At 33.6% G+C, this 22,840-nt stretch carries 23 protein-coding genes; 6 read left to right on the top strand and 17 right to left on the bottom strand.

Features of this window, described 5'->3' with window-relative positions:
• Positions 1-10 precede the first annotated feature (10 nt).
• Positions 11-364 (bottom strand): hypothetical protein, encoded by a 354-nt coding sequence (locus JOD96_RS19165; RefSeq protein ID WP_209565831.1) that lies wholly within the window; start codon positions 362-364, stop codon positions 11-13.
• 191 nt (positions 365-555) lie between these two features.
• Between JOD96_RS19165 and JOD96_RS19160 the strand changes: the two genes are divergently transcribed.
• On the top strand, positions 556-1,290 hold the full coding sequence (locus JOD96_RS19160; RefSeq protein WP_317195305.1) for a porin family protein: 735 nt from the start codon (positions 556-558) through the stop codon (positions 1,288-1,290).
• Here JOD96_RS19160 and JOD96_RS19155 read toward each other — a convergent pair.
• On the bottom strand, positions 1,285-1,890 hold the full coding sequence (locus JOD96_RS19155) for a hypothetical protein (protein ID WP_209565830.1): 606 nt from the start codon (positions 1,888-1,890) through the stop codon (positions 1,285-1,287). The two genes, JOD96_RS19160 and JOD96_RS19155, sit on opposite strands and share 6 nt — an antisense overlap.
• Before the next feature lie 278 nt (positions 1,891-2,168).
• Between JOD96_RS19155 and JOD96_RS19150 the strand changes: the two genes are divergently transcribed.
• The 3 genes from JOD96_RS19150 (at position 2,169) to JOD96_RS19140 (ending at position 6,243) form a co-directional block, all read left to right on the top strand.
• Entirely contained in the window at positions 2,169-4,637 is a 2,469-nt protein-coding gene (locus tag JOD96_RS19150; RefSeq protein WP_209565829.1) for a bifunctional UDP-N-acetylmuramoyl-tripeptide:D-alanyl-D-alanine ligase/alanine racemase, read from the top strand.
• Positions 4,638-4,700: 63 nt separating this feature from the next.
• Positions 4,701-5,084, top strand: a complete 384-nt coding sequence (gene mscL, locus JOD96_RS19145) for a large conductance mechanosensitive channel protein MscL (protein WP_209565828.1) — start codon at positions 4,701-4,703, stop codon at positions 5,082-5,084.
• 169 nt (positions 5,085-5,253) lie between these two features.
• Entirely contained in the window at positions 5,254-6,243 is a 990-nt protein-coding gene (locus tag JOD96_RS19140) for an aspartate-semialdehyde dehydrogenase (RefSeq protein WP_209565827.1), read from the top strand.
• Positions 6,244-6,345: 102 nt separating this feature from the next.
• Here the strand turns inward: JOD96_RS19140 and JOD96_RS19135 are convergent, their stop codons facing one another.
• From JOD96_RS19135 to JOD96_RS19095, 10 genes are all read right to left on the bottom strand, one after another.
• Complete coding sequence (locus JOD96_RS19135; RefSeq protein ID WP_209565826.1) at positions 6,346-6,678, bottom strand: hypothetical protein; 333 nt, start codon at positions 6,676-6,678, stop codon at positions 6,346-6,348.
• Between the two features lie 41 nt (positions 6,679-6,719).
• Positions 6,720-7,256 (bottom strand): hypothetical protein, encoded by a 537-nt coding sequence (locus JOD96_RS19130; protein ID WP_209565825.1) that lies wholly within the window; start codon positions 7,254-7,256, stop codon positions 6,720-6,722.
• A gap of 456 nt (positions 7,257-7,712) precedes the next feature.
• Positions 7,713-8,030 (bottom strand): 2Fe-2S iron-sulfur cluster-binding protein, encoded by a 318-nt coding sequence (locus tag JOD96_RS19125; RefSeq protein ID WP_026982672.1) that lies wholly within the window; start codon positions 8,028-8,030, stop codon positions 7,713-7,715.
• A 58-nt stretch (positions 8,031-8,088) separates the two neighbouring features.
• On the bottom strand, positions 8,089-8,568 hold the full coding sequence (locus JOD96_RS19120) for a hypothetical protein (RefSeq protein WP_209565824.1): 480 nt from the start codon (positions 8,566-8,568) through the stop codon (positions 8,089-8,091).
• A 214-nt stretch (positions 8,569-8,782) separates the two neighbouring features.
• Complete coding sequence (locus JOD96_RS19115; RefSeq protein WP_026982674.1) at positions 8,783-9,022, bottom strand: NifU family protein; 240 nt, start codon at positions 9,020-9,022, stop codon at positions 8,783-8,785.
• A 107-nt stretch (positions 9,023-9,129) separates the two neighbouring features.
• On the bottom strand, positions 9,130-10,260 hold the full coding sequence (locus JOD96_RS19110) for an Mrp/NBP35 family ATP-binding protein (protein ID WP_209565823.1): 1,131 nt from the start codon (positions 10,258-10,260) through the stop codon (positions 9,130-9,132).
• A gap of 428 nt (positions 10,261-10,688) precedes the next feature.
• A complete protein-coding gene (locus JOD96_RS19105; protein WP_209565822.1) occupies positions 10,689-13,115 on the bottom strand; it encodes an ABC transporter permease in 2,427 nt (808 codons plus the stop codon).
• A gap of 3 nt (positions 13,116-13,118) precedes the next feature.
• On the bottom strand, positions 13,119-13,241 hold the full coding sequence (locus JOD96_RS22555; RefSeq protein ID WP_262898527.1) for a hypothetical protein: 123 nt from the start codon (positions 13,239-13,241) through the stop codon (positions 13,119-13,121).
• Between the two features lie 7 nt (positions 13,242-13,248).
• Positions 13,249-13,956, bottom strand: coding sequence for an ABC transporter ATP-binding protein (locus JOD96_RS19100; RefSeq protein ID WP_209565821.1), 708 nt, complete (start codon positions 13,954-13,956; stop codon positions 13,249-13,251).
• 151 nt (positions 13,957-14,107) lie between these two features.
• Positions 14,108-15,355 carry an efflux RND transporter periplasmic adaptor subunit gene (locus tag JOD96_RS19095; RefSeq protein ID WP_209565820.1) on the bottom strand — a complete coding sequence of 416 codons (1,248 nt, stop codon included), beginning with the start codon at positions 15,353-15,355 and terminating at the stop codon, positions 14,108-14,110.
• A gap of 158 nt (positions 15,356-15,513) precedes the next feature.
• Here JOD96_RS19095 and JOD96_RS19090 point away from each other — a divergent pair, with 158 nt between their 5' ends.
• Positions 15,514-16,881 carry a sigma-54-dependent transcriptional regulator gene (locus JOD96_RS19090; RefSeq protein WP_209565819.1) on the top strand — a complete coding sequence of 456 codons (1,368 nt, stop codon included), beginning with the start codon at positions 15,514-15,516 and terminating at the stop codon, positions 16,879-16,881.
• 129 nt (positions 16,882-17,010) lie between these two features.
• Positions 17,011-18,336: a sensor histidine kinase gene (locus tag JOD96_RS19085; RefSeq protein WP_209565818.1), complete on the top strand. Its 1,326-nt coding sequence runs from the start codon at positions 17,011-17,013 to the stop codon at positions 18,334-18,336.
• A gap of 148 nt (positions 18,337-18,484) precedes the next feature.
• On the opposite strand, the gene JOD96_RS19080 is transcribed toward JOD96_RS19085, so the two are convergent.
• From JOD96_RS19080 to JOD96_RS19060, 5 genes are all read right to left on the bottom strand, one after another.
• Positions 18,485-18,811, bottom strand: coding sequence for an MGMT family protein (locus tag JOD96_RS19080; RefSeq protein ID WP_209565817.1), 327 nt, complete (start codon positions 18,809-18,811; stop codon positions 18,485-18,487).
• A gap of 158 nt (positions 18,812-18,969) precedes the next feature.
• Complete coding sequence (locus JOD96_RS19075) at positions 18,970-19,605, bottom strand: LysE family transporter (RefSeq protein WP_209565816.1); 636 nt, start codon at positions 19,603-19,605, stop codon at positions 18,970-18,972.
• Positions 19,606-19,648: 43 nt separating this feature from the next.
• Complete coding sequence (gene trmB, locus JOD96_RS19070; RefSeq protein ID WP_209565891.1) at positions 19,649-20,326, bottom strand: tRNA (guanosine(46)-N7)-methyltransferase TrmB; 678 nt, start codon at positions 20,324-20,326, stop codon at positions 19,649-19,651.
• 184 nt (positions 20,327-20,510) lie between these two features.
• Positions 20,511-21,896 (bottom strand): ammonium transporter, encoded by a 1,386-nt coding sequence (locus tag JOD96_RS19065; protein WP_209565815.1) that lies wholly within the window; start codon positions 21,894-21,896, stop codon positions 20,511-20,513.
• 263 nt (positions 21,897-22,159) lie between these two features.
• Positions 22,160-22,651, bottom strand: a complete 492-nt coding sequence (locus JOD96_RS19060) for a nuclear transport factor 2 family protein (protein ID WP_209565814.1) — start codon at positions 22,649-22,651, stop codon at positions 22,160-22,162.
• Positions 22,652-22,840 lie beyond the last annotated feature (189 nt).

Here is a 22,840-nt window from a genome sequence, read left to right as displayed (position 1 = left end):
GATTCGAAATTTAGGCAACTACAGCTGCAGGCGGGCCCCGCAATAAATAAGCGCTTTCAGGAAATGAAAATATTTTTTCTGAAACAGCGAAGAAATAAGGTATTTCTTTATTTGATATATCAAACTGAAATGAAAATTTATCAGGAACAATATAACTTCCAAAAGTAAAATGACAAACAAAACAAACATCATAATCATGATGCTGATGTGTAATCTCGCCATTTGGATCACTATAATCGTGATGGCATTGTTTTTCTGAAAGCTGTTTTACAATATGCTCATAACTGTGTATAGACTGAAACAGGATTGAGAACAATACTGTCAGCGCCAGAGAAACACTTAATATGAGCTGCTTTCTTTTCATGCAGGACAAAGGTATAAAAGACGAACGAAAAATGGGATTATTTTTTTAGTTCTGTTGCTAATTTGTTAAAAATAGTTTTGCAAATCCTTGTAATTTTGATGAAAAACAGAATAATTGACTACTAATTGTCTCCAGAGACGACATTGTATTATATTTGTAAGTAAAATAAATTCACTGCAAAAAACGTTTACTTGAAAAACTCTTTAAAACCAAAATACGATATGCGATTACTTTTTAGTTGTTTCTTTTTAGTTTCGTTTTTGAATGTCTTTTCACAACAGGAAACAAAGCCTAAAATAGAACCAATCGTGAAAATCGATTCGCTTTATCGTGAAGATCAGTTTTATACAACCATAACGTATAATCTATTTTCTAATATTCCAGCAGACCTTAAGCAGAATAAATTTTCTTTGGGTATTTCTGCCGGATTTTTGCGTGATATGCCCATTAATAAAAACAGAACCTTTGCCATTGCTGCAGGTTTGGGATTGAGTTACCAGAATTTCTTTCAGAATCTAACCATTTCAAAAGATGGCTCAGGTGCTTCGGTTTATCAGGTAAATGATTATAATGAATTTGTTTCCAATAGATACAGACAATATTTAGTAGACGTTCCGATAGAATTCAGATGGAGAAATTCTACTTTTGACAGTTATAAATTCTGGAGGGTTTATCTGGGTGTAAAACTTAGCTATGCATTTGCAACCAAATCTGTGCTAGACGATGGAGAAACTACTTATAAGATCAGCAATGACTCCAATATCAATCAATTTCAATATGGTCCCTATCTTTCAGCAGGGTACAATACCTGGAACCTTTATATTTATTACGGCCTGAATCCTCTGTTTAAATCGGTAAAAACACTATCCGGAGAAAATCTGGATATTAGGACAATCAATGCGGGGTTAATTTTCTATATTTTATAACCACAGATACAGGAACAAAATCTGAGGAAAAACGCCGGCCAAAAGGCCAATAATCAATTCTTTATTCGTGTGAGCTTCCATTTCAAGTCTTGATGAAGCCACAACCCCTGTCAACAAAACCAATAATGCTGTCCAATACGGATTTTGCATTTTCAAATGTATATTCAGCCCAATTACAAAAAGTGCCAGTCCGCTAATGGCCATCATGTGTAAACTCGCTTTTATTTTAAAAAAAGAAAGTATTAAGGCTATTATGGTACTGAATAATGCTCCTAGAAAAAAGAAATGAAGTTCCGGATAACGGGCAATTACAATACTTCTTTTTACCAGTAAAATATATAAAAAACATTGCAAAAGAAGCGGGATCTGCCGTTGCGAAGTTTCGGGTACCATCACCGATTTTACGTGTCCCGTAGAACGCAAAAGCATGAAAAATAATATGGGCACCAAAATCGTAATAATAAGAATTTGAAATAAAACATAATATTTTTCCCTGTTTGTAAAGATATCTTCTTTGCAATACAAATAAAACAAAGTAGCATACATCGAGATAAAAATCGGATGTAATATATAGGAGAATAAAGGCAATATTTTTTTCAAAACTTTGTTTTTTGGTATTGAACAAATATAATAAAATAATGGTTTTTTCTATTAATTTGATTGTTTTTCGTTAAGCATTATTAGTTTTTTGCCACAGATTAAAAGAATTTAAATGCTTTACTAATCTGTGATTATTATTTTAAAATCCGCAAGTAGAATAATTTGTGGAAATTGGTGCAATTTGTGGCAAAAACCTTTTTTTTATTTCAAAATAAATTCGATACCCTTCGTGTAATTCGTGGCAAACCTTTTTTTAAATTTGACAAAAAGAATTTTCAATGAGCATAAATTTAAAAAGCCTTATCCCGGTTCTTAATGCAGAATGGATTGGCTTAAATACTGATATTTTTATTGATCACGTTTCCATCGACAGCCGTTCGCTGCAAAACGGATCACAAACTTTATTTTTCGCCTTATCAGGTGCAAATAATGATGCTCATTTATATATTTCTGAACTTATTCAAAAAGGAGTTCAGAATTTTGTAGTGCAATATATTCCGGATAATTACAAAGAAAAAGCTAATTTTTTGGTTGTAGAAGATACACTCAAAGCATTGCAGGGATTTGCAGCTTATTATCGCAATCTTTTTGATTTTCCGGTAATCGGATTGACAGGAAGCAACGGTAAAACGATAGTAAAAGAATGGCTGAACTTTTTGTTGAGCCCGGATTATAATATTATCAGAAGTCCAAAAAGTTATAATTCTCAGGTTGGAGTTCCGCTGTCTGTTATCGCAATAAATGAAAAACATAATTTAGGAATTTTTGAGGCCGGAATTTCGACGGTTAACGAAATGTCTAATCTTGAAAAAATTATTAAGCCCAACATTGGTGTTCTTACTAATATAGGTTCTGCGCACGATGAAGGTTTTCTGAATTTAGAACAAAAGATCAATGAAAAACTACAGCTTTTCAAAAATTCAAAAGTTATAATTTATCAGAAAAATGAAATTGTAGATTTTTGCCTAAGTGCTTTTTTAGACCAAAACCAAGTAAAAGAAAGAGTTGTTTTTTCATGGAGTTTCACAGATAAAACAGCTGATGTCTTTATTCTGAAAAAGGAAAATATAAACGAAAAGACAAGTATTCAATATCAATATAAAAACGAAAGTTTTGAGTTAGAAATTCCTTTTCAGGACTCAGCATCTATTGAAAATGCTATTTCCTGTTTAATGGTTTTGCTTTGTTTTAAATATGACCCGGCTATAATTCAAAATCGTATGCAGATGCTGTATCCGGTAGAAATGCGTCTTGAAGTCAAAAACGGAATAAACAATTGCAGTATCATTGATGATAGTTATAGTTCTGATTTTCAATCGCTAAAAATTGCTTTAGATTTTCTCGAAAGTCAAAAAAAGAACGCTTCAAAAACAGTCATTTTATCGGATATTTTTCAAAGCGGATTTTCAAATGAGGAGCTGTATTCTAAAGTGGCACAATTAATAACGGATAATAATATAAACCGTGTAATCGGGATTGGGAGCACGATTTCTTCTTTTAAAATTAAATTTTCAAATGCTGTTATGTTTGAAAACACAGCCGATTTTATAGCTAATTTTGACAGCCTGAATTTTGCTAATGAAACCATTTTAATAAAAGGAGCAAGATCTTTTCAGTTTGAAGAAATTGTTACTTTAATGGAAGAGAAAACCCATGAAACAATTCTCGAAATCAATCTCGATTCAATCAGTCACAATTTAAATTTCTTTAAATCCAAACTAAAACCCGAAACCAAAATCATGGTTATGGTAAAAGCTTTTAGTTATGGAAACGGAGGCTTGGAAATAGCTAAATTACTGGAACATCATAACGTTGATTATTTGGGTGTGGCTTTTGCCGATGAAGGAATCTCACTTAAAAACGGCGGAATCAAATTGCCGATTATGGTTTTGAATCCTGAATCTACGAGTTTTCCATCCATTATTCAATATCAGTTAGAGCCGGAAATTTATAGTATTAAAGGATTAAATGCCTTCCTGAAAATTGCACGTGAAAAGAACTTAAAAGATTTTCCTGTTCATATTAAATTAGATACGGGAATGCACCGACTTGGTTTTGAGGAAAATACTATTGATGAATTGATTGCAGCCTTAAAAGGCAATACAACAGTTCGCATACAAAGCGTATTATCTCATTTGGCTACAAGCGATGACATGAATCATTATGAGTTTGTGCTTTCGCAAATTCGCTTATTCGAAAAATTATCTTCAAAATTAATAACCGAATTAGAGATAAATCCTATTCGTCATATACTCAATACATCCGGAATTAGTAATTTTCCTGATGCCCAATATAATATGGTGCGTTTAGGAATTGGGCTTTACGGAGTTTCAAATGATCCTGCCGAACAAAAATATTTAGAGAATGTCGGAACTTTAAAATCTGTTATTTCCCAGATCCGAACTATTCCGGCGGGTGACAGTGTTGGCTATGGACGTCGTTTTATGGCTGGCCAACAAACCAAAATTGCAACAATACCAATTGGTTATGCAGACGGAATTTCGAGATTATGGGGAAATGAAGTGGGGTATGTTCTGATTAAAAATAAAAGGGCATCCATTGTTGGCAGTATTTGTATGGACATGTTAATGGTAAACGTAACAGAAATTGATTGCAAGGAAGGAGATTCTGTTGTTATTTTTGGAGAAAATCCTACTGTAACTGAAATTGCAGACGCCTTAAAAACAATTCCGTATGAAATCCTGGCAAGTATTTCGCAACGCGTAAAAAGAGTATTTTTCAGATAGGAGAGAAAATTCTGAGGAAATTTAGTATTTTTGACATTCATTATTAACAAAAAAAACATCATTATGGGATTTTTTTCTGAATTTAAGGCATTTGCAATGAAAGGCAACGTTGTTGATCTTGCCGTTGCTGTAATCATTGGAGCTGCTTTTGGTAAAATTGTAAATTCTTTTATTGAAGATGTAATTACACCTTTAGTATTAAAACCTGCCCTTGATGCGGCTCATTTATCTAAAATAGAAGATTTAACAGCTTTTGGAGGTGTAAAATATGGTTTGTTTCTTTCGGCAGTAATCAATTTTATAATTGTGGCGTTTGTATTATTCCTTATTATAAAAGCATTAAACAGCCTTAAAAAGAAAGAAGAACCAGCTCCAAATCAACCTGCTGCACCAACACAGGAAGAGTTGCTTACACAAATTAGGGATTTGTTGAAAAACAAACAATAAGATATAATACCGCTGCACTAAGTCTAACTTAACCGCCTTCTAAAGAGGCGGTTTTTTTAATAATTGTTTGTTTTGTAACATTTTGTTATTTTTTGTGAAGCGCCTTGTTATCACTTTTATTATACTTATTTTTGCGGTATAAATTTGATTATTATTTAAAAATATAAAAATGAGAATAGCGGTTGTAGGTGCTACCGGAATGGTTGGCGAAGTAATGCTTAAAGTTTTAGCAGAAAGAAATTTTCCTGTTACAGAATTAATACCTGTTGCTTCGGAGAGATCAGTAGGGAAAGAAATTGAATACAAGGGAACAAAATATAAAGTTGTTGGCTTGCAGACCGCTGTTGATATGAAAGCAGATATCGCTGTTTTTTCTGCAGGAGGTGATACTTCACTAGAATGGGCACCAATATTTGCTGCTGCAGGAACTACAGTTATTGATAACTCTTCTGCCTGGAGAATGGATCCGACAAAAAAGTTGGTTGTTCCTGAAATCAATGCATCTGTTTTAACAAAAGAAGATAAAATTATTGCCAACCCAAACTGCTCTACGATCCAGATGGTATTGGCTTTGGCTCCATTACATAAAAAATACAACATCAGAAGAATTATTGTTTCTACTTACCAATCTATTACAGGAACTGGTGTAAAAGCGGTTAAACAATTAGAAAATGAGTACGCAGGTATTCAGGGAGAGATGGCTTACAAATATCCTATTCACAGAAATGCAATTCCACATTGCGATAGTTTTGAGGAGAACGGATATACTAAAGAAGAGATGAAATTAGTTCGTGAAACTCAAAAAATCCTTGGAGATAATACCATCAGAGTTACGGCTACAGCTGTTCGCGTGCCTGTTGTAGGTGGTCATAGTGAAGCTGTAAACGTTGAGTTTACAAATGACTTTGATATCAATGAAGTTCGTGAAATTCTGCACCATACAGATGGAGTAGTGGTACAGGACAATTTAGATACCTTTACATATCCGATGCCATTGTATGCAGAAGGAAAAAATGAAGTATTTGTTGGAAGAATCCGTCGTGACGAAAGTCAGGAAAATACCTTAAATATGTGGATCGTTGCTGATAATTTAAGAAAAGGGGCTGCTACAAATACAATTCAAATCGCTGAATATTTAATCCAAGCCGGTTTGGTATAACGAGAGATTAAAGAAAATTGTTATAAAGAGAAAACCGTAATTGCAGTAATGTAATTACGGTTTTTTTGATGAAAGTATATTGAAAAGTAATTTTTCCTTAATTTATTCTGATAAAATCGATGTTCCTATTTTGTCCTGATTATTAGTAAGCCATTCCTGCGCGCATTCTTTAGCCGCTTGTTTTACAAATGATTCATTTTCCGGATTTTTAGTATCGTAAGGTTTGATATTTTGCTTTTTAAATTTTTGGAGAGAACAATCTACAATATAATCAACCTGATCTTCTGAAAGCATTCCTTTTCCTTTTTTCAGCATTCCTTCTTTGGCGCCAAGTTTAAATTCGGCTTCTGTTTCAGTTGTCCATTTATTTTTATCTGTACATGAAAATAATGTGATTGTTAATAATAAACATATGTATTTTAGATTTTTTTTCATTTTGAAAATGTTTAATAGAAATCCTTTGACCAATTTTAAATTTATTTCTTTTTCATTAATTCTTCTCCACAAGTTTTTCCAATTTTCTGTACTAAATCACCATTTTTTGGATCTTGTAAATCTGCGGGGTCTAAATTTTGTTCTTTCATTTTTGAAATGAAACAATCAGCAATAAAAGAAATGTCTTTACTTTTTGCACCAGTGCTAAGAAGGCTCTTTTTTAAAATGTTTTTATAATCTTCTTCGTTTTTGGGATTCCAGGTATTTTGGGTTTTAGATTTATATTTCAAAAGTGCTTCTTGAGCGCATTCAGTTCCCATTTGTCTCACAGAGATTACGACTCCAGGTTTTTTAATATCATCCGGTTTTAAATCATTGCTTTTAATTTTATCAAAAACACAATTTGCAATATAAGCTGCTTGTTCATCCGAAAACATGCCCTTTCCTTTAGTTTTTGCAGTTTCTGTAAACTGTTTCTTAAAATCGGCTTCTTTTTCTGGTGTCCACTCATTTTTATTACATGAGAATAATGTGAAAGCAACCAGTGTAATACTCATGTAATTTAAAAGTTTGTTCATTTACTTAGATATTAATTATTAAATACGATAGAAAATATTTTAACATTCAAAAAATTAAATTTTCACAAAACTATTTTGATGCCCTTTTTAATAAGGCCAATAAAAGTTTTAAGAATGTTAGTATAAGACATCGTAAACTTTCTGATTCTTAGTGAAATTACAGGAAATAACGAATTTTACTCGGGATAAAAGTATAAAGTGATTTGTAAGTGGTAATTGCGAAAAAATTGCTTCTGAACAAATGTTATACTTAAGCATTTGTAATTTATCGAAAATCGAAATAAAAGAATATTAGATTTTGAAATAAAAGATCAGATTATGAGACTAAAAAAATACTAGAGTAATGATTGGAGATTGCTAAAAGAAGAATAGTGATTAAAACCGATACAGTTTATAATTTTGGCATAGTAGTATACAAAAAGCGAGAATTCTTAATTCTCGCTTTTTGTATTTTATTTAATATTCAGGTGCCAATTCTAATTCTAATCCTTCTAGTTCGGTAGTGATTGGAATCTGACAGCCCAAACGGCTATTAGATTTAACATAAAATGCTTCCGACAGCATGGCTTCTTCTTCATCTCCCATTTCCGGTAATGCAACATCATTGAGAACGTAACACTGGCAGGAAGCACACATGGCCATTCCGCCACAGGTTCCTTCAACAGGAAGTTCGTATGCTTTGCATAACTCCATTATATTCATTGCCATATCAGTTGGAGCCTGTAATTCGTGTATAACTCCTTCTCGATCTTTAATCTTTATTAATACATCCATTTTTATTAGTTGGAATTTTCCAGGATCTGAAAACGTGATCAAACCCTCATAATTTTATTTAACTATTAGGTTTTAAGCTAAAAGCATATTCTCTTCTGTTATTGTCTTTTAAATGCATTTTTACACCAAGGATGCTACCACTTTTTTCTAATAAGGTCACTACTGCAATTACAGAATAATAATCTTTATCGGCCTGAAATACCAACGTACCTTCGTAAGTAGTATTTACAACACCTTGTTTGTCTGTTGTTACAGATAACTTTCTCGGGTGAGAAAATTCTGCAGCACTGTAAGTTGCTTTATTGGCAAATTTGGCTTTTCCTTCACAAAAATCATATAAAAAATCGTAATTACCGATTCTTAAAGTCCCTTCTTCTGCATTTGGATTTGTAGAAAATACAATTTGACCAGCATATGTAAAATCTGACCATTCTTCAGATTCATTCAGCCAGGCTTTGTCTACTATCACAGTTTTAGGTCCTTGTGCATTTACTGCAGCAAAAAATAATAATAAAAATAAAGTGTAAAAGTTTTTCATAAGTTTTTAAGATTAAGGGGTTTGGTCACAAATTTAAGTTAAATAAGTGTCAATCCATCAACAAAAACTCTTAAATCTTTGTATTATTTTTTGTTAAAATCGCAATTATAAGCTTTTTTATAAATAATTTTTGAATTTTTCCAAAACAAAAAGCCTTAAGGCCTATTATTCCTATTAATTGAGGCCAGGGTAAAATCTACAATTTTTTCTCAGATTACATTATATTCACCACAGTTTCAATTTGCGGAGCATATTTTTTTATTGTCGTTTCAACGCCTGCTTTTAGAGTCATCTGATTTACACTACAGCTAATGCATGCTCCTTCTAAACGAACTTTGACATGTTTGTCATCATCGATAGAAATAAGTGTAATATCTCCTCCATCAGAATTTAAAAATGGCCTGATCTCATCCAGAGCCAATAATACGTTGCTTGTTAATTCTTCTGTTGTCATAATTTTTATGTGTCAATTAAACAATGTGCCAATAAGATAATGTGTCAATAAGATAATTTTTAAAATTATCCTGAATCATTATCTTATTGTCTCATTATTTAAATTATCTAATTCTTTTTTACTGCAGAACAACCTGCCATTGTTGTAATTTTAATGGCTTCGGTAGCAGGTAAACTATCATTTCTGTTTACTGTTTCCTGCACAACATTTCTGGTGATTTCTTCAAAAACAGTCTCAATTACAGATGCTGTCTGCAAAGCTGCCGGACGACCATAATCTCCTGCTTCACGTATAGATTGTACAAGTGGTACTTCTCCTAAAAAAGGAACATTTAAGTCTTCTGCCAGGTTTTTGGCACCTTCCTGTCCAAAGATATAATATTTATTATCAGGCAATTCTTCTGGTGTAAAGTAAGCCATATTTTCTATAATTCCCAAAACAGGAACATTGATATTGTCCTGCATAAACATGGCTACTCCTTTTTTAGCATCAGCAAGGGCTACTGCTTGCGGTGTACTAACCACTACAGCTCCTGTAATTGGCAGTGATTGCATAATAGAAAGGTGAATATCACCTGTTCCAGGAGGTAAGTCGATTAACATAAAATCAAGTTCTCCCCAATCTGCATCAAAAATCATTTGGTTTAATGCTTTTGCAGCCATTGGGCCTCTCCATATTACTGCCTGACTTGGAGCGGTAAAAAATCCGATAGAAAGTATTTTGATTTCATAACTTTCGATAGGCTTCATTTTTGATTTTCCATCAACAGTAATCGAAACTGGCTTTTCATTTTCTACATCAAACATAATTGGCATAGAAGGGCCATAAATATCAGCATCAAGAACTCCAACAGAAAATCCCATTTTTGCCAGTGTAACAGCCAAATTTGCTGTAACAGTAGATTTTCCAACACCCCCTTTACCAGAAGCAACGGCGATTATATTTTTGATTCCCGGAATTGCACGGCCTTTAATTTCGTTTTTTTCAGGAGTTTCAACTTTAATATTTACTTTGATTTTTGCTTCAGGTGATACCAATTCATGAATTGTTTTTTTGATATCGTCTTCGGCTCTTTTTTTAATGTGCATAGCTGGCGTGTGAAGTACTAAATCTACCACTACTTCATCTCCAAAAGTTAATACATTGGCAACAGCACCACTTTCAACCATATTTTTTCCTTCTCCGGCTATAGTGATTGTTTCCAGAGCCTTAAGAATTTCTTTTCTGTCTAATTTCATTTTTAACGTAGTATTTCTATATGAAAGAAATTAATTTAAAAAACTGTTTTTATTTAAACTGATTTCAGACTGCAAAGATAACAGATTATGTTCGGATTATGACCTTTTTAGATTGGATTTGTCGATATAGAGATTATTCAAAATGATACTGAAATTTTTTAGGTGTGTTTTCTTTTCAGAAATCAATCAACTTTTTAATTTAAAAAACACATGAATTTTAATAACAATTACGGTCTGCTATTTGCAGACTATGAATAATCTTTAGTATGATGATGGAGAGATGAGTTTTTTCGGATGTTACAAAAGAGACGAAAGCCTTGATAAATTACTTTACCTCTGATTCTGTTACTATGAAATCTGAATGGATTGAAAATAAAAAAACCGTCAGCTTTATAAAGCTGACGGTTTCTAAAAAAATGGTCTACAAGTTATTCATATTTTAAATATTTGAGAATATCTATTTTAGTTACCTGATAGGCTTTTGCCGAAACAATTAATAGGGTCAGAACCAATAATGAAATAAGCGCAATAGTAAACGGAACTACCGAAACTCCAATTCTGAAGGCAAAATTCTCCAGCCATTTCTGCAATAAGATATACGCCGGAACAACTCCAATCGCAAAACCAATCAGGCAGAAAATAATATATTGTTTTGATAATTCTTTTAGCAATGCGTCTGTTTCTGCTCCCAAAGTTTTTCTGATTGCGATTTCTTTCAATCGTCTTTCCATCGAAAAAGAAGCCAAAGCAAACAATCCAAAAATGGCAATAATGATTACAACCAGATTCAAAATAAAAAACAAATCTTTTTGTTTTACTTGTTCCTGATACGTTTTGGCAAATCCTTTATTTACAAATTCATAATCAAAAGGATAATCGGGATTTACGTTTTTCTCCCAATATGTTTTTAGTTTGGCCAAAGTTTCGCTTAAATTATCCGCAGAAACTTTTACATAAAGATCCTGAAAATTATTCCATTTTAAAGTTTTCATATTAATAAAAACCATTGGAGGTACTTTATTTTGAAATCCTGTAATGTGAAAATCCTTTACAATTCCGACAACCTTGAATTTTAAATTGCCTTTTTCATTTCCCCAGCCAGAACTTATTATAGTATTAATCGGATTTTTCAATCCTAATTTTTTAGCCAGAGTCTCATTAATTAGCCAGTTGTCAATAGTGTCCGAAGCAAATTTTGGTGACAAATTTCGACCTTCGACAATCTTAATTTTCATCATTTCTAAAAAACCAAAATCCATTTCAACATTTCGCGGCTGTACAAAAACACCATTATGTGTTAAACCAGAGCTGGAGTTTGTACTGTTTCCAAAAGTACCGGCAAAAGTAGAAGCATCCTGTACCCCCGATATCTTAAGGATTTCTTGTTTTGTAGTGTAGTATTTTTGCCCTTTTGTTTTGTAATCCTGATAATTAAAAGGAATTCTGATAACCTGATCGCCACTAAAACCAAGATCCTTATTCATCATATAATTAACCTGATTGTTGACAATCAAAGCCCCTATGATAAAGAAAGCGGCAATACCAAACTGAAAAATCAACATCGAGTTTCGAATCCAGATTCCGCTTTTACTTCGGGAAAAATTACCTTTTAGAACTTTTAAAGTTTCAAAATTTGAAATATAAATGGCCGGGAAAATACCCGCAAGAATGATTACTAATCCAAATATAAAAATAAGCTGCAGGTAAAATTCGCCGCCATTCAAAGTCAGATTTTTCTTTAAGAAGTCATTATAATGAGGCAATGAAAGCTCTACAATGGCCAAAGCAAAAACAATAGCCAAGGTTACAACAATGGCCGTTTCAAAAATAAACTGATTGATAATCTGTTTTTTTGAAGCACCTACAATCTTACGGACACCTACTTCTTTAGCACGTTTTATGGCCGAAGCCGTCGCCAAATTAATATAGTTTACCAATGATAAAACAAGAATTAAAACAGATAATCCTGCCATGATATAAAGAAGCTGTAAGTTTCCTTTGCCTTCAGGAGACGATTGTCCGGAAGCTTTTGTACCATGAAGGCGTAGCGTTTTCAGCTGATCAAAGATAATTTTAATTTCACCATTTTCTTTGATATATTGTTCTGGTGTCTGACCACTTTCTTTAGCATCTTTTAAAGTTCTGTTTACATAATTTACGTGATGCATTTTCTTCAAAACTACAGCAACGTCACTGTTCTTTTTGACTTTAATCATAAAACCATAATTAAAGTTCCCCCATTGGTTAAGGTCCTGTTCGCGAACAACTCCCCCAAAAACATAATTAGGTTCAAAAGAAGATGGTTTTACAAGACGGTACACCCCTTTTACAGTATAAGATTTATTTTCATAGGTTATCGTTTTTCCAATAGGATCTTCATCGTTAAAGAGTAATTTTGCCTGCTCTTCTGACATGGCAACGCTATTTTTCTCTTTGAGAATATCTTTTTTAGAACCTTTTATTATCGGAAATGGAAAAAAATCAAAAAAGTTATTATCAGATACCGTTATCTTTTTATCTATCAATTTTTTATTTTGATATTTAATTACAGATTCATTATACCAAAGATTCATAAAGCAAATCTGCTCAATTTCAGGAATTGTTGCTTTACAGGTATTGCCAAAAGGGATAGAACTTGTTGCCCACGTATCTCCGGTTCCGCCTATAACATTAAGAACTTGATATACATTCTCTTTTTCAGGATTCCATTGATCGTAGGCATTTTCATTGTTCCAATATAAAATGGCAAAAATCACTCCGGCAATCCCGATGCTTAGTCCTAAAACATTTAAAAACGAAAACAGTTTATTTTGTTTTAAATGATAAATAAATATTTTAAACCAGTTAGAAATCATCGTTTATTTTTTTAAAATTAATTCGGTCAGCGTCGAAACCGAAACCGTATTTTTATTTTCTAAAGTCATCATTTTGCAAACAAACCCCACCAGGATTAAGATTGCTGTTACAATAAATTTGATCATTTTAATTTTATTTAGCGTCCATAAAAACATCAACATTTCTCTGATTCAGTTTTTCAGAAAATATAACCCCGTCTTTCATATAAATTGTTTTCTGCGAAAAAGAAGCATCATAATCAGAATGGGTAACCATCAGGATTGTAGCACCTTTTGCGTGCAGATCGGTTAGAAGCTCCATTACTTCATTACCATTTTTACTGTCCAGATTTCCGGTTGGCTCATCGGCAAGGATAATTTTAGGATCGTTTACCAACGCTCTCGCAACGGCAACTCTTTGCTGCTGACCTCCTGAAAGCTGTTGCGGAAAATGTTTTAGACGATGGGAAATATTTAGTTTTTCGGCAATCGCCTCGATTTTTTGTTTTCTGTCTGATGCTTTTACATTGTTGTAAAGTAAAGGCAGCTCGATATTGTCATAAACCGAAAGTTCATCAATAAGGTTAAAATTTTGAAAAATAAACCCAATGTTTTCTTTACGGACTTTTGATCTTCCTTTTTCCTTAAGGCCTATCATTTCCTGATCCAGTAATTTATAACTTCCGTTTGTTGCGCTGTCCAGCAATCCGATTATGTTAAGCAAAGTTGATTTTCCGCAGCCCGAAGGCCCCATAATGGTTAAGAAATCTCCTTTTTTAATCTCTAAAGAAATCCCGCTTAAAGCTGATGTTTCTACTTCTTCGGTTCTAAAAACTTTGGTTAAATTTTGAATGGTTATCATATTCTTTAAGGTTTTAATGTTATTGTTTTTTGATTGATGATTGAAATTTTAATTATTTTGTCCTGCAAAGTTTTTAAAACCTTGTAAGTCTGTTTTGACGTTATTTTTATACCTACAAGTTTTTGAAAACCTTGCAGGAGAACTAATTTAATTACTGCGAATTACTAATCGACAGCTCTTCAATATCTTTATAGTCGGTATAAGATGAAGTGATTACAGATTCTCCCTCTTTTAGACCTTGCAGAACTTCATAATAAGACGGGTTTTCTCGTCCCAGCTTTATGTTTCTTCTTTCGGCTTTATTTCCTTTTACGACAAAAATCCATTTTCCTGCCGTTTCCTGATTAAAGCTTCCTTTTGATACTACCAAAGTTTTATTTTTCTCCGATAAAATCAGTTTTACACCAAAACTAAGTCCGTCCTGTAAAATGATTTTTTCTTTAGACGTAAAAGCTAATTCTACTGTAAAATGCCCGCTTTTAACTTCCGGAATTACTTTGGTTACCAAAACTTCAAGAATACTGCCCTTAAATTCTACCTGACCTTTTAATCCTTCTCTGATTTTCTCAAGATAAAATTCATCTACGTCTGCAATGAGTTTGTACCCTTTTTTAGCATCTATTTTTCCGATACTTTCACCAGCCTGAAATGTTTTGCCCAAAACAGGCTCAAAAGAAGTTAATCTTCCCGATTCAGGAGCAGTAATCAGGAAATTCTTTTTATTATTTCGAAGAATATCCAAACTTTTTTCCATGGTTTCTATAGAGCGGTTAATCTGCGAAATCTGAACCTGATTACTTTGTTTTTCTTTTTGAATGCTTTGCTGAATTGTTCTTTTTCGCTCTTCCTGAAAACGCAGGCTTTCCTTAAAAGTATTCCAGTCATTTTTTGAAATCACATCTTTGGCATACAATTTCGAATTCATATCATACAAGCGTTTGGCATCGTTATAATCATGTTCAATCAACACAAAATCCTTAGTCAGGTTTAGTTCCTGATTTCTGATGTTTAATTTTCCCGTATTCAGATTATTAATTTGTTCAATAATTGCCGTTTCCTGTGTCAGATAATTAAGTTCTGTATTTGGGTTGTACAAACGTGCCAGCGATTGACCTTTGGTAACAGTTGCGCCGTTTTCGACAAAAATTTCTTTTACCGACCCTCCTTCTGTTACATTTACCAACATTACATTCAAAGGCTCTACTTTCGCCTGAAAGACTACAAAATCTTCAAAAAAAGCTTTTTCCACTTTTTGAACAGTCAATTCCTGAGCTTTTACATTAAGAGTTTTTTTTGTGCTAAATGAAAAAAATACAATTACAGCCAAAGCTAAAAAAACACCAATTACTATTGTGAAGTTTCTAAATTTTCTATTTTTACGAGGAATTACCGTGTCCATTTTTTTAAATAATTTACTGATAATCAATAGGTAAATACTGTGCCATTAAATTTATTATTTGCAAAACATTGATTTTAAAGAACCTCTGAAAACCATCCAAAAAACCAGTGTTCGAAAATGAACAGTTGACCGTTCAGAATCGAACAAAAAAATACATTATGCGAAAGAAACAAGCCCAGATATTGATCGTAGATGATCAGGAAGAAATTCTTTTTTCGGCAAAAATGATTCTCAAAAAGCATTTTGAGACCATTTTTACGACGGGCAGCCCCAAAAAAATCATTTCTATTTTAAATGAAAATGAGATTAATGTGGTTCTTCTGGATATGAACTACCGGATTGGTTTTGAAGATGGGAGAGAAGGGATTCACTGGCTAAAAGAAATTAAAACACTTTCTCCCAATACAATTGTGATATTAATGACAGCTTTCGGAAAAATCGAAACCGCAGTTGAAGGGATTAAAATTGGTGCTTTTGATTATGTTTTAAAGCCATGGCATAACGAAAAATTACTCGAAATAATTGACAAAGCTGTTGATGAAAGCCGCAAAGGCAATAAAAAAAATCGCTCTGAAAAAATAGAAAAATCAGAAAAGAAATATTTTACAGGTGCTTCGGCCAAAATAAAACAAGCCTATTCTATGGCCGAAAAAGTAGCCAAAACCGATGCCAATGTTTTGATTTTGGGAGAAAACGGAACCGGAAAATATGTTTTTGCCGAATTTATTCATCAAAACTCAGAAAGAAAAAAACAGCCTTTTGTGCATGTAGATTTGGGTTCCCTAAGTGACAGCTTGTTTGAAAGCGAGCTTTTTGGTTATGCAAAAGGAGCTTTTACAGATGCCAAAACAGATACGCCGGGAAGATTTGAAATGGCTTCTGAAGGGACTATTTTTTTGGATGAAATCGGAAATATTCCGCTTCATCTGCAGGCAAAATTGCTTCATGTTCTGCAAACTAAAACCGTAACCCGCTTGGGAGAAAGCAAAGCCAGACCGCTGAATGTGAGAATTATTTCGGCAACAAACAGTGACATTAAAGCTGAGGTAAAAAACAAAACATTTCGCGAAGATTTGTTATATCGAATTAATACAATGGAAATTAGCCTGCCATCACTCCGGGAACGAAAAGATGATATTGTGCCTATGGCTAATTTTATATTAGAGCAGATTGCTATAAAATACAATCATGGTCCCGAAGCTTCGGAATGGCGTTTTGAGGAGAACGTACCGCAATATTTAGAAAAATATCCGTGGAAAGGAAACATCCGGGAGATGGAAAATAAGATTGAGCGCGCCCTGATTCTGGCCGATGGCAATACGATTTCTGTATTAAACCTGGATATTCTCGATTTTGAAGAAGTGCAGGAAAACGACGAAAACCCATTATCTGAAATGGAGAAAAATGCTATCGAAAAAGCGTTGTTCAAGCATAACGGAAACATTAGTAAAACTGCTGAAGAATTGGGACTGTCAAGAGCTGCTTTGTACAGGAGAATTGAGAAATACGATTTAAAAAATACTTAACCGCAGTTTTGACTTTACCGCAAAGCACGCAAAGTATTTTTTTTCGTTGTGTTTGTAATTGCCTTTATTAAAGTTCGCAAAGCTGTTATAGCGACCTTTGCGGTTAAGTTTAAGCATAAAAAATAAAAAATGAAAAATTGGAATTTTTATAACGCTTTATTTGTGAGAGTCTTATTTGTGATGATGCTCTTTTTCTTTTGCGTTTTTCTAATTTATAAAACGTTTTATTATAACGCGCTTTTATTCGGTTTTTTTGCCGCTATAATGGTGTTTGAAATGTATTATTTTATCAGGAGTCAATTGCTGTTTTATGACAAAACAGTGCTTTCAATTCTGCAAAATGACTTTACGGCCAATTTCTCAGAAGAAAACAAAAAAGGTAATTTTAAGAACCTTTATTTGTTGTACGATACTTTAAAAGAAAAACAGCACGAACAAGTATCAAAAGAAATTATCTACCGTTCTATCTTAAATAGTATTGATACAGCAGCCTTAATTCTCGAAAAAGAAAATGATACCTGGAATATTTTTATAATGAATGACTGTTTTTCTACTTTGTTTAAAGTGCCAAAAGTCAGCCATTGGAAATATCTTAAAAATTACCTGCCGTCACTTTGCAATGAGATAGAAAAAGTTGGTTTTACAGAGCTCAAAACTGCCATTTCCATTAAAATTGAAGAGAAAGATTTACAGACATTTATGCTGCAGACTTCGTACACACAAACGTATAATAAAGAGTACTTTATCATTTTACTGGACAGCATTCAGCGTGTTATCGAGAAAAAAGAAAAAGAAGCGTGGATTAATCTGATGAAGATTATTTCGCATGAATTAATGAATTCATTGACTCCAATTCGAGCACTTTCGCAGAATTTACTTCAGATTGTGGATCAGGAAAAACTCGAAGAGGACGATTTTGACGATATCAAAAGCAGCATTTCTACTATTATAAACCGAAGCGATCATTTACAGGTTTTTGTTGAAAATTACAGGAAACTGGCAATGCTTCCGACTCCGGACAAACAAATGACACCAATTAATACGCTGTTTGAAGATTGCCTTCGGGTGATGAACCCGATTCTCAAAGCTGAAAATATCGAATTGATAAATGATATTAACAGTTCACGTTCTGTTTTGATTGATAAAAATCAGATAGAACAGGTGATTATAAACCTCATAACAAACAGCATTTTTGCATTGAAAGACAAAAGCGAAAAGAAAATGTTTTTAACCAGTTATACAGAAAACAACCGCTTTTTTATTGTGATATCTGATAACGGAAAAGGAATAGATCCTGAAATAAAAGACAAAGTTTTTCTGCCATTTTTCACCACCCGAAAAGACGGCGCCGGTATCGGGCTTACACTTTCTAAAAATATCATAGAAGCACACGGAGGATATTTAAGCTACCAAACAGACAATGATAAAACTGATTTTGTTATTTGCCTGATTTAATTTTTTCACTCATTTTGTCATCCCGAGAAACGAGGGATCACATACGAGACTCGACAAACATTGTCATTTACGTCACGGAGTTTCTGGTGTGATCCCTCGTTTCTCGGGATGACAAGATTGTAGTTATATTATTTTAGAAAGGAAAAATTTACAATTCCATTTTTGGCGTCCAAAAGTGTTTGTCAAAATCTACAATTTGGTTATTGACAACTTCAATTCCTTCGTTTTCTAAAAGCTGCTGCATTAAATTTGTTCCGTCAAAATGATGTTTTCCTGTCAGGAGACCTTTTTGGTTTACGACTCTGTGTGCAGGAACATCGTCCATATTATGGCATGCATTCATCGCCCAGCCAACCATTCTTGCTGAACGTGCCGTACCTAAGGCTTTTGCAATGGCGCCATAAGAAGTAACTCTGCCATACGGGATTTGTCTGGCAATAGCATACACTCTTTCAAAAAAATTATCTTCAGCCATAAATTATTTTGCCACAGATTATACATTAAAGATTTTAAAATTGGATTCACGCAGATTTTACCGGTTGATCACATAAAAAATCATCTGCTAAATCAGCATGAAAAAAAATTACCACGAGTACAAAGAAATCATTTTTAATCCTATAATCTGTGGCTATACTACCCGAAATAGTAATTTAAAATATTAAAAAGAGTAACGATTGCAATAATGCCGGTAATGCTTCCAATAATTGTATTCATGTTTCGCATCATATAATCGGTTTTCTTTTCGATTCTTCCAAAGAAAGCAATATAGCTGTATAATGCGGCAAAAGAGCCTGCAACAGCACCGGAAACAAAAGTAAAAATCACATTGTTTTCAAACACAAAAAGATTATACGAAGCCAAAGTTACGCTCACTACAACATAATAGGGAATAGGGAAAAAATTTAAACCCGAAAGTAACATCCCAAGGAAGAAACGGCTTTTTCGGCTGCTTTTTTTAATTTTCGATTTTTTGGCTCTTGGTTCTTTTGCGATAAAAAGAAAATAAATCGTTAGTATTGAGAAAATGGCGAAACCTACTTCTCTTAATAAGGTAACAACATCCGGGCGGTTGTCAATAACCTGAGCAAATAAAACCGCCAGAGAAACCTGAAAAAAAATGACCAAAACAGCACCGACAACAAACCAGAGGGCATTCTTTTTTCCTTCTTTCAAATTTACTTTGGCTGCCGTCATGTTAATTAAACCAGGCGGAATGATTCCGATGAAAGCGGCAATGAAACCAGAAAGAAAAGGAGTTAGTAATGCCATTCAGTTGTTTTGGTCGGTTAATATTTGTTTTTAAAAAACTAAATTAATCTTTAATTTTAAAACGAATATACGTAATTGCCTTATTAATTTCTAAATATTGTTTTTCGTAAAAAGTCTGAATAGAAGTTACAACCTCTGGGCTTCCTTCATTTTTATATACATTATGGTTGGCATACAAAACCTCATGACCTTCTCCGTGTAATAATCCCAGTGTATAACCGTGCATAAATTCGCTATCGGTTTTAAGATTTACAACACCATCTTTTTTAAGGATTTTTTTATACAGTTTCAAAAATTCAGAATTTGTCATTCTGTGTTTTGTTCTCTTGTATTTGATTTGCGGATCCGGAAAAGTAATCCAGATCTCATCAACTTCTCCTTCGGCAAAAATATGATTGATTAATTCGATTTGAGTACGAACAAAAGCAACATTATGCAAACCGTCGTCAACAGCAGTTTTTGCACCACGCCAGAAACGGGCACCTTTAATATCAATTCCGATAAAATTTTTGTCTGGGTATTTTTCGGCTAAACCAACAGAGTATTCACCTTTTCCGCATCCTAATTCTAAGATTAACGGATTATCATTTTTAAAGAAATCAGAATTCCATTTTCCTTTTAAAGGCATTAAATCGCCTACAACTTCTTCTCTGGTTGGCTGAAAAACGTTTTGAAATGTTTCGTTTTCCCTGAATCTTTTTAGTTTATTTTTACTTCCCACTTTTACAAAAATTTTCCGCAAAATTAAGGAATATAAACGGAATGAATACAGCGCATTTATGTTTAAATTTTTTTGCCACGAATTACACGAATTTCCGCTAATTAATTTACTATTTGTTTATACAAAATGAAGCATAAAAATTGGTGAAAATTCGTGAATTCGTGGCTAACTTTTCTATTCTAATTTAGCTATACTCCGGTGTTTCGGGAACAGCTAATAATTTAGGATCAAGGGTTTCGTCGTGTTGTGATAAATCCAGACCAATATGTTCCGATTCTTCTGAAACACGCAACGGAATAATAAAGTTGGTTACTTTGAATAAGAAATAAGCTCCGAAGAAAGTAAAAATAGAAACCAGAACCAGAGCAATCATATGGTGCGAGAATACGTTCCAGCCGCCGTGCAATAAACTGGCATTTTCGCCATGAGCAAAAATTGCAGTAAGGATCATACCCATAATTCCGCCTACGCCATGACAGGCAAAAACGTCAAGCGTATCATCAAATCTTCTTGAAAAACTGCAGTTTACAACATAGTTAGAAACCATAGCCGTTATAAATCCGAAGAACATACTTTCGGGAACCGAAACATAACCTGCGGCCGGTGTTATCGCTACCAAACCTACCACAGCACCAATACATGCACCTAAGGCAGAAACTTTTCTTCCGTTCATTCGGTCAAAGAAAACCCAGGTTAACATGGCTGCAGCCGATGATGTTGTTGTCGTTGCAAAAGCCATTGCAGCTGTTCCGTTGGCAGCAAGAGCAGAACCGGCATTGAATCCGAACCAGCCAAACCATAACATTCCCGTTCCTAATAATACAAACGGAATATTGGTCGGAATATGTAAACTGTTTTTTCTTTTGCCTAAAACAATAACGCCTGCCAAAGCAGCAAAACCAGAACTCATGTGCACTACAGTTCCTCCTGCAAAATCCTTAACACCAAAATAGCTTCCTAAAACTCCTGTTGGGTACCAAACAGCGTGGCACAAAGGCGCATATATGAAAATGGTAAATAAACTGATAAAAATTAAATAAGAAATAAAACGAACGCGCTCTGCAAACGAACCTGTAATAATGGCCGGAGCAATAATGGCAAATTTCATTTGAAACAAAGCAAATAACATAAACGGAATTGTGCTTGCTAATTTTTTATGCGGCAAAACGCCTACATAATCCATAAAAGCAAAAGTAGTCGGGTTACCAAAGAAACTGTAAAAATGGTCTCCGGAACCAAAACCAACCGGATCTCCAAAAGCTAAACTAAAACCAACCGTAACCCATAAAAGTGTCACAACTCCCAAGCAAATAAAACTTTGAAGCATGGTCGAGATTACATTTTTCTTGCCCACCATTCCGCCATAAAAAAACGATAATCCCGGAGTCATAATCAAAACCAGACAGCAGGAGGTAAGCATCCAGGCAACATCTGCAGGAACGATATTATCTGTTGTTCCAAATTCTGATAAAACATAATTATTTTCTGTTACCGTTGGCCAAAATGCACCTATTGTACATACGACACTTATCATAAGAAAGGAAATGACCCAGCGTTTTTCTATTTTCATTTTAAGTAACTTTATTTAAACCCTATTTTTTTTAGGGTCAAAGTTAAAAAAAAATAAATATTTTGGTTTTAAGGGTGGTAAAAATAGAGGCTGACCATCTATTTTAGTTGATTTTATAAAATTAGCCTCGTTTTTTTGACAGTATTCTATTTTGAATGTCCAAAAAACGGGGCTAACTGATAAAAATGTTATAATATAATCGCTAACGGTTTTCGTAAAGTGCTCAAAAAGTTAGAATTATAATAAGAATCCTCAAATTTGTTTTATTTTTTCTGAAGTTTTGCAATCAAGGCGTCTTCAATTGGGGTTTTTATTTTTGTTGCAGCATCAACTACGTCATTCGGAATTGTCATTGACAAAACATAATGCTGGATTTTCCATTCTTTTCCCACTTTAACCAAAACTCCCGATCCACGGCAGATTTTCATCTGAGTGTTAAGCAATTCGTCAAACCACGCTATTTTTCCTGATTTATCAAAAAAGATATGACGTTCCAAAGCGGTAAAATTCCACGTTGTTCCTTTGTCGAAAAACGGTTTTGCCCAGGTTTTAAATTCCGGTTTTGTCCAGTTTTCGGTTGCATCGGTACCAATATAAACAGCATCGTCTGTGAATGAACTAAAGTATGCCTCAAATTTTACATCGGCAGCAGCTTTGTGCCAGGCATCAAGCATTTGGCTGATTTTGTCTTTCTCTGTGTTTTGCGCATTCGCGAAAGCGGAAATGAATAAAAGGAGTACAACTATTTTTTTCATGTTATGTTCGTTTTGGTTTAAAGTTAGCAAATATTATAATTATCTCACAAAGTCACGAAGCCGCAAAGTTTTTTGCTGCTATTATTTGACTCCGAAATGACAAAAAAAGAATAAACTTTGCGAGCGATAATAAGTTAAAACTTAAATTCTCTTACATCACTTATATGGTTTAATTACTATATTTGAAAG

Source organism: Flavobacterium sp. 1355, from assembly GCF_017833415.1.
Taxonomy (GTDB): domain Bacteria; phylum Bacteroidota; class Bacteroidia; order Flavobacteriales; family Flavobacteriaceae; genus Flavobacterium.
Note: the sequence above shows the minus strand (reverse complement) of the source record. Positions and strands in the feature narration are given on the sequence as shown.